The organism is Streptomyces sp. NPDC002130 (assembly GCF_040296465.1).
Lineage (GTDB): Bacteria > Actinomycetota > Actinomycetes > Streptomycetales > Streptomycetaceae > Streptomyces.
Map to the genome: position 1 here is coordinate 1 of NZ_JBEOXI010000343.1, position 7,040 is coordinate 7,040.

General features: G+C 68.3%; 5 protein-coding genes and 1 pseudogene. All 6 read left to right on the plus strand.

Annotation, left to right across the window (positions count from 1 at the left end; all coding sequences use genetic code 11):
- The first annotated feature begins 537 nt into the window (after positions 1–537).
- On the plus strand, positions 538–1,032 hold the full coding sequence (locus ABT116_RS37605; protein ID WP_351643691.1) for a VOC family protein: 495 nt from the start codon (positions 538–540) through the stop codon (positions 1,030–1,032).
- A 25-nt stretch (positions 1,033–1,057) separates the two neighbouring features.
- The gene (locus ABT116_RS37610; protein WP_351643695.1) at positions 1,058–2,713 is read left to right on the plus strand and encodes a bifunctional 3-(3-hydroxy-phenyl)propionate/3-hydroxycinnamic acid hydroxylase; all 1,656 of its coding nucleotides are present in this window, start codon (positions 1,058–1,060) and stop codon (positions 2,711–2,713) included.
- A complete protein-coding gene (locus ABT116_RS37615; protein ID WP_351643698.1) occupies positions 2,710–3,552 on the plus strand; it encodes a fumarylacetoacetate hydrolase family protein in 843 nt (280 codons plus the stop codon). Before ABT116_RS37610 ends, ABT116_RS37615 begins: the two co-directional genes overlap by 4 nt.
- Before the next feature lie 62 nt (positions 3,553–3,614).
- Positions 3,615–4,400 (plus strand): IclR family transcriptional regulator, encoded by a 786-nt coding sequence (locus ABT116_RS37620; RefSeq protein WP_351643701.1) that lies wholly within the window; start codon positions 3,615–3,617, stop codon positions 4,398–4,400.
- Between the two features lie 460 nt (positions 4,401–4,860).
- Entirely contained in the window at positions 4,861–5,097 is a 237-nt protein-coding gene (locus ABT116_RS37625) for a hypothetical protein (protein WP_351643706.1), read from the plus strand.
- Positions 5,098–5,109: 12 nt separating this feature from the next.
- Positions 5,110–6,591 (plus strand): annotated as a pseudogene (locus ABT116_RS37630) (aldehyde dehydrogenase family protein); the annotation flags it as partial.
- Positions 6,592–7,040 lie beyond the last annotated feature (449 nt).

Consider the following 7,040-nt stretch of genomic DNA (forward strand, 5'->3'; position numbering starts at 1 on the left):
GTCCATGGTGAGGCCGAACTTGTAGAGGCCGTGCAGGACGAACAGCCACCCGGTCACGGCCCGCGAGATCAGGAGCGCGGCGCCGTGCAGCCCGGCCGTCCGGGACGTGGTGCTGCGATAGAAGCGGAACACGGGGATCTCCTCGGGTTGAGTCGGGCCCGCGGGTCGGTGGACGGCCGTGCTGCGGGCGCCCGCGCGGGTCACGGCCGGGCTCGATCGGTCAGTGACTTCGCAGTGCCTCGACGGGACGTCGATCCCGGCGAGCAGCCCGGACGACGGTGGCCGAGCTGGCTCGCCCGGCATCGGAATGGGCCATGAGGCGCCTCCAGGTAGTGACTTCAGCGGTCCCGGCAGGCTCCCAAAAAGCAGTGCCGACGTCCCGCATATTCGGACGTTCATGGCGTTATGCAGGACGCTGCACTGAAAGGGCGTGTGACGTCAAGAGGTAGGACGCTGTTTCCTCACGGTTGACCTCGGCCGCCTGGTGATCTAACGTCCTGCAAAACGAAACTATAGTCCTGCAAAAGGAGACGCATCATGGCCATAACCGGACTGGGGCACACCGGCTTCTGGGTCGACGACCTGGAGAAGATGCGCGACTTCTACGAGCGGGTGCTGGGTCTGACGGTCACCGACGAGGACGAGGAGAAGGGCATCGTGTTCTTCTCCGCGTGCCCCGAGGAGGAGCACCACGAGTTCGTCCTGCAGCGGGGCCGAACCGCACCCGCCGGTGCCAAGCTGACCCACCAGGTGTCGTGGCGCGTGGACTCCCTGGAGTCGATCATCGACTTCCACCACCGGTTCCGCGCCGAGGGCATCGAGGTCCAGCAGGAGGTCACCCACGGCAACGCGATCGGCATCTACTTCTTCGACCCTGAGGGCAACCGCAACGAGGTCTACCTCCGGCTGGAGCGTGACGTACGCCAGCCGTTCCGCAAGACCCTCGATCTCGACCTGTCCCCCGAGGAGATCTTGGCCGAGGTCGAACGGCTGCTGACCGAGGGCGGCCCGGCCTACCAGCCGGTCCAGTAGCCGGCGGAACGACGGAAGGTCCCTCATGACACCGCCACCACCGGACGTGCTCGTCGTGGGCGCAGGCCCGACCGGACTGACGGCCGCCCACCTGCTGGGCTCCCGGGGCGTACGGGTGCTGCTGGTGGAACGCAACGCCACCACGAGCAACGACGCCAAGGCGATCAGCCTCGACGACGAGTCGCTGCGCACCCTTCAGTCGGCCGGAGGTCTCGACGAGGCCGTCTACCCGATCCTGGTGCCGGGCACCGGGACGAGGTACTTCGGCATCGGTGGGCGAATGCTCTTCCACGCCCGCGGCACCGGCGACCAGCGCTACGGACATCCCTTCAAGAACCCCTTCGCCCAGCCCGATCTGGAACGAGTGCTGCGCGAGGAACTGCGGCGCCTCCCCACCGTCGACGTCCGCTTCGACACCCGGCTGACAGATGTCGTCACCCAGCATCCCGACCTGGTGCGCGTCATGCTGCGTACGGGCGGGGAGGACGGTCCGGTCGAGGTACTGGACGTGTCCTACGTCCTCGGTTGCGACGGCGGCCGCAGCACCGTACGCGACCTGCTGTCCATCCCGATGCACGGTCGCAGTTTCCCGGACGTGTGGTTGGTGGTCGACACTCTTCAGGACACGCACGACCAGCGCTTCGGCATGCACCACGGCGACCCCGACCGTCCCGTCGTCATCGTCGCGGGACGGGACGGACGTTGCCGCTACGAGTTCCGCCTGAAGCCGGGCGAGTGCGACGCGGGCACCCCGCCCCCGTTCTCGTTGGTGCGCGAACTCCTCGCGCCCTACCGGGAGATCACATCCGAGCAGGTCGAGCGCGCGGTCGCGTACAGCTTCCACGCGCTGCTGGCGGACCGCCTGCGCGATGGCCGCTGCTTCCTGCTCGGCGACGCCGCGCACATGATGCCGCCGTTCGCGGGGCAGGGCCTCAACTCCGGTGTCCGGGACGCGGCCAACCTCTGCTGGAAGATCAGCGAGGTCCTGGCGGCCCGGGCGGGCGACACGCTGCTCGACACCTACGACACCGAGCGGCGTCCCCATGCTCGGGCCGTGATCGACCTCTCCGTACGCCTCGGCCGGATCGTCATGGCCACCAGCCGCCCCCGTGCCGCCCTGCGCGACCTCCTGATACGCACGGCCATGTACACACCGCCCGGACGCCGCTACCTCACAGAGATGCGCTACCGCCCCGACACCCGCGTGACATCGGGCGCCGTCGTCGGCACCGACGGACCGGGCCGCGGGCTCGTCGGCACGATGCTGCCGCAGCCGCGGGTGCTGCGCGGACAGGACCACCACGTCATACGGCTCGATGACGTCTTGGGCCAGGGCTGGAGCCTGCTGGGGGTCGGCGTGACCGACGCCGACTGGACCGCCGTAGCGCGGACCGGTCTCCCGGACGCCGTCTCCGTGGATGTCTTCCTGGACGACCGCGCACCGCGCGACCGTGCCGGCCGGGCGGGGATCGCCGACGCCGACGGTCAGCTGGACGCCCTCTTCACCGGGCTGGCCGGGCACTTCGTCCTCGTACGCCCCGACCGTCTGGTGGCCGCCGTGTTCACCCCGGAGAACGCCGAGTACGTCGAGGCGAAGCTTCGGCAATTCACCTCCCCCTTCCCGGCCCTCACCCCTCCCGACCCCGAGATCCAGCCTGATTCCCCAGGAGTACGCCGATGAGGCTCAGCACCGTCCGTGTCGCCCACGACCGCGGGACCGCCGCCGCCCGGCAGGACGGAGACGAACTCGTCCTGCTTCCCTTCTCCGACGTCGGCGCGCTGCTCGCCGCCGGAGACGACTGGTCGCAGCGGGCGGCCGCCGCGGACGGCGAGCGCCTGCCCCTGGCCGAAGTGTCGCTCGCCCCGCTCGTCCCCCACCCCAACAAGATCATCTGCCTGGGCCTGAACTACGCCACCCACATCAAGGAGATGGGCCGCCCCACCCCCGCCCACCCCACCCTCTTCGCGAAGTACGACGGTGCTCTCATCGGCGCACACGACGACATCCACATGCCGCCCGTCAGCGACGAACTCGACTGGGAGGCCGAGTTGGGGGTGGTGATCGGACGCCCCGGCCGTCACGTGCCGCGCGAGAAGGCCCTGGAGCACGTCGCCGGCTACACGGTCGCCAACGACGTCACCGTCCGCGACTGGCAGCACCGCACCAGGGAGTTCCTCTCCGGCAAGACCTTCGAGGCCACCACCCCGGTCGGCCCCGCCCTTGTCACCTCGGACGAACTCCCGCTCGGCGCCTCCGGTTTGGACATCTCCTGCAGTGTCGACGGCCACACCATGCAGAAGTCCAACACCGCCGACCTGCTCTTCGACGTCGCCGACACCATCGCCTACGTCAGCACCATCATCACGCTGCTGCCCGGCGACCTGATCCTCACCGGCACCCCGGGCGGCGTCGGCGCCGGCCGCGACCCGAAGGTCTTCCTTCGCCCCGGACAGGAACTCGTCACCGCGGTCGAAGGCATCGGAGAGCTGCGCAACACCGTCGTCGAGGACCGGCTGTAGACCGGCCAGGCGGGCGGATGGGCGCCCGCAACGGTTCGCGTCCATCCGCTACAGTGTCTCGCATGTCAGGAAACCCGTCCCCAAGCTACCGCGACCGCAACTCCACCGCCGACCGGGCACTCGACATCCTGGCCATGTTCGACGACGTCCACCTCGTCATCTCCGGAACCGCCGTGGCCGATCACCTCGGCGTGGCACGCTCCACCGCCTATCGCTACCTCCAGAGCCTGGTGAACGGGCGCTTCCTCGAAGAAGCCCCCGGCGGCGGCTTCCGGCTCGGCCTGCGGGTGCTGGAGATCGCCCGGCTGGCCCGCCGCAGCTACGGCCTCTCCGAGGTCGCGCAGCCGTCGATGGAGACGCTCGCTGAGGACGTGCACGAGACCGTGCTGCTGACCCGGCGCACCGGGGACCTGGTGGTCTGCGTCGACCGCGCGGAAAGCTCCCGCGCGGTGCGCATCTCCTACGAACGCGGCAGCGCCCTGCCCATCAACGCCGGCGCCTCCGCCCTCGTCCTGCTCGCCTGGAGCCCCGAAGAAGAAGCCCGCAGACTGCTGGAGAACGCCGAACTGCGCCGCTTCACCCCGGCCACCCTCACCGACGTCGACGCCCTGATGGAACGCCTCGGCCGGATCCGCCGCCTCGGCTACTCCGTCACCCGCGGCGAACTCGACCCCGACGTGGTCGGCATCGCTGCCCCGATCCGCGACGAGAACAAACAAGTCGTCGCCGCAGTCAGCGTCGCCGCCCTCGCCTCCCGGGTCTACCCGGAAGCCGAGACGGAGATCGCCCAGAAAGTCCTCACCACAGCCGACGAGATCAGCGACCGGATGGCCGTCGTCGCGGGCTGACCCCTGGTCCTGCTCCGTCCGGGCGGGGTGGCGCGGCAAACCATGCCAGGACTCGTCTGCGGGCCAGGCACACAATCTGCCAGTATCACGGCACCGGCCCTTTGCGGTCGAGGTGGACGACCCCGGGCCCGGCGATTCGTCGGCGAGGCGATGGAAGGCGGATGTCGTCCTGCGCGCCGACGAAAATACATGACCACCGTCGCGCACAAAGAAACCACACGGATCACAAGGCAGACGCATAGCCGAGCGGGGTTCGCGCGACAACGCTCGCCGGGGCCGTGGCGCAGATCAGAAACACCCAGGTCAGCGGGCGTGCGAGACGCCTGGTACCTGCCAGCCGTCACCGGAAGCGGGATGCGGTGATTCCACCGTCTGGTTTGGGCAGCGACCGCATCCTACTGTCAGAAAACCGCAGCTCGTGGCGAAATTCTGCGCGACGGCAGTCAAAGGAGACGGCTTCATGGCAAAGACTTTTCCACCCGAAATCACCATGGGAATGGACGAGCCGTGCCGGTTCGATATCGAGGTATTCGATCTGGAGGTCCTCGAGGGCACAGTACCCGCGGACGTCGACGGTCTGTTCGTCCAGGCGGTTCCCGACCAGGTGTATGTTCCCGAGGTCCCGGTGCTGTGGCCGATGACCACCGCTGCGGGCGGGGACGGTGCGGTACGCGCGTTCCGAATCAAGGACGGCTGAGTCGACTTCCGGACCCGCTATGTACGCACCGAGCGTTTTCTGCTCGAGCGCCAGGCCCGCCGATCCCTTTACGGGAATTACCGGGATCCGTACTCCGACGACCCGAGCGTCGCCGGCACGAGCCGCACGACGGCGAACACCGCCATCTACTTCCACGCCGGCCGGATGCTGGCGTCGAAGGAAGACGGACTGCCGTACGAGATCGATCCCGTCACCCTCGAGACCCGGGGTGTATGGGATGCGCACGATGATATCACGAGTCTGACCTTCACAGCCCACCCGAAATTCGACTCGGACACCGGCGAAATGTTCGGTTTCGGTTACGCCGCGAAAGGCGAGACCACGCGCGACATCGCCTACTACGTGATCGACGCGTCGGGCAAGGTGATCCACGAGGCCTGGTTCGAGGCACCGTACTCGGCCATGATCCACGATTGCGCGCTGACCAAGAACTTCATGCTCTTCCCGGTCATGCCCGTCACCAGCGACCTCGACCGTCTGAAGGCCGGCGGCCCGCACTTCGTGTACGACGGCGACCTTCCGCAGGTCTTCGGGGTCATCCCGCGCTTCGGTGATGCCTCCGAGGTGCGCTGGTTCCAGGCCCCGCCGGCCTTTCCCGGCCACACGATCAACGCCTACGAAGAGGACGGCGCAATCGTCTTCGACCTGTACGAGGCGGACGGCAACGGCTTCGCACCGGTCGTGCCCGACAAGAACGGCATGCCGACACCGCCTGGCAGCGTCACCACACGGCACGTGCGCTGGCACCTGAAGCGCGTCCACCTCGAACTGGGCGGCAACTCGGCGCTGATCGTGCTGGACGACGTGGATGTGGAGAAGGCGGCGTCCGCTGGGGCGTTCGGCTCCTTCCACCACGCGGGGCAGATCTGCATGGCCTCAAGCAGGCATCTGGTGCACGCGTCGATCGCCGAGGAGTACGTCGAGTCGCTGGCCCGGCGGGCGAATGCCGTGACAGTGGGAGACCCGGCGAGGAGCGAGGTGGCAGTTGGCCACATGATCGACGAGCACCAGCTGCAGGCCGCGCACGCTGTCGTCAACGACACCGTGGCGGCAGGTGCCCGGCTCGTGGCAGGCGGCACCTACGAGGGCCTTCTGTACCGGCCGACCGTGCTGGCCGACGTCCCCTTGACCGCACGCGCCTACCGGGAGGAGATATTCGGCCCGGTCGCACCCGTGGTGCCCTTCCGCGATCTGGACGAGGCCGTGAGGCTTGCCACCGGCACCGAGTACGGACTCTCGCTGAGCGTGCTGACCCGGGACATCGCCAAGGGGCTGGCACTGGCCGAACGCATTCCCACTGGGCTGGTGCACATCAACGACCAGACGGTCAACGACGAGGCCACCGTGCCCTTCGGCGGGCGCGGCGACTCCGGCAACGGTTCCCGTCACGGCGGCGCCACCGCGAACCTCGAGGCCTTCACTGAGCAGCAGTGGGTAACCGTCCGGGGCGACATCCCCGCCTACCCCTTCTGATTCCAGGCTGCCCCGGCGCGGAGCTCAGGTCACCGTGAATCAGTTGAAACGGGTGCCGGGCCGCAATCTCCCCCGGACTGAGCGGGTAACCGCAGCGGCATCAGCCTCCCCGCTCGCATCTTCGTAAGTCCAGGGGCGTAGGGGCACCGACGAAACGCGCTGGCCAGCGGCTACGAATGGCCCCTAGCCGTCGCCATCCCGCGCTCGTCAAGATCATTTCCCACGAGGCAGCTGAGGGCCCGTAACAGCTTCCGCCGCATCACGAAGAGCGGCGCCGCGAGCGCCGCTCGCCGGTGGTCGGCTGTCGCCATGGCTTTCATGCGCATCGGGCCATGAGCGCGTTGCGTACCGTCGATGTCTCATGGCTTCTCAGGCGGCCCGAAGGAGCGTGCTCGTGCCCGGCCATCGGTCCATCGCCGAAGCCGAGAAACTGTCGCCAAGGGGTCACG

What these genes read in the sequence shown, in the direction of transcription:
- ABT116_RS37610 (WP_351643695.1), top strand. Translation starts at nt 1,058, where the DNA reads ATGACACCGCCACCACCGGACGTGCTCGTCGTGGGCGCAGGCCCGACC.
- ABT116_RS37615 (WP_351643698.1), top strand. Translation starts at nt 2,710, where the DNA reads ATGAGGCTCAGCACCGTCCGTGTCGCCCACGACCGCGGGACCGCCGCC.
- ABT116_RS37620 (WP_351643701.1), top strand. Translation starts at nt 3,615, where the DNA reads ATGTCAGGAAACCCGTCCCCAAGCTACCGCGACCGCAACTCCACCGCC.
- ABT116_RS37625 (WP_351643706.1), top strand. Translation starts at nt 4,861, where the DNA reads ATGGCAAAGACTTTTCCACCCGAAATCACCATGGGAATGGACGAGCCG.
- ABT116_RS37605 (WP_351643691.1), top strand. Translation starts at nt 538, where the DNA reads ATGGCCATAACCGGACTGGGGCACACCGGCTTCTGGGTCGACGACCTG.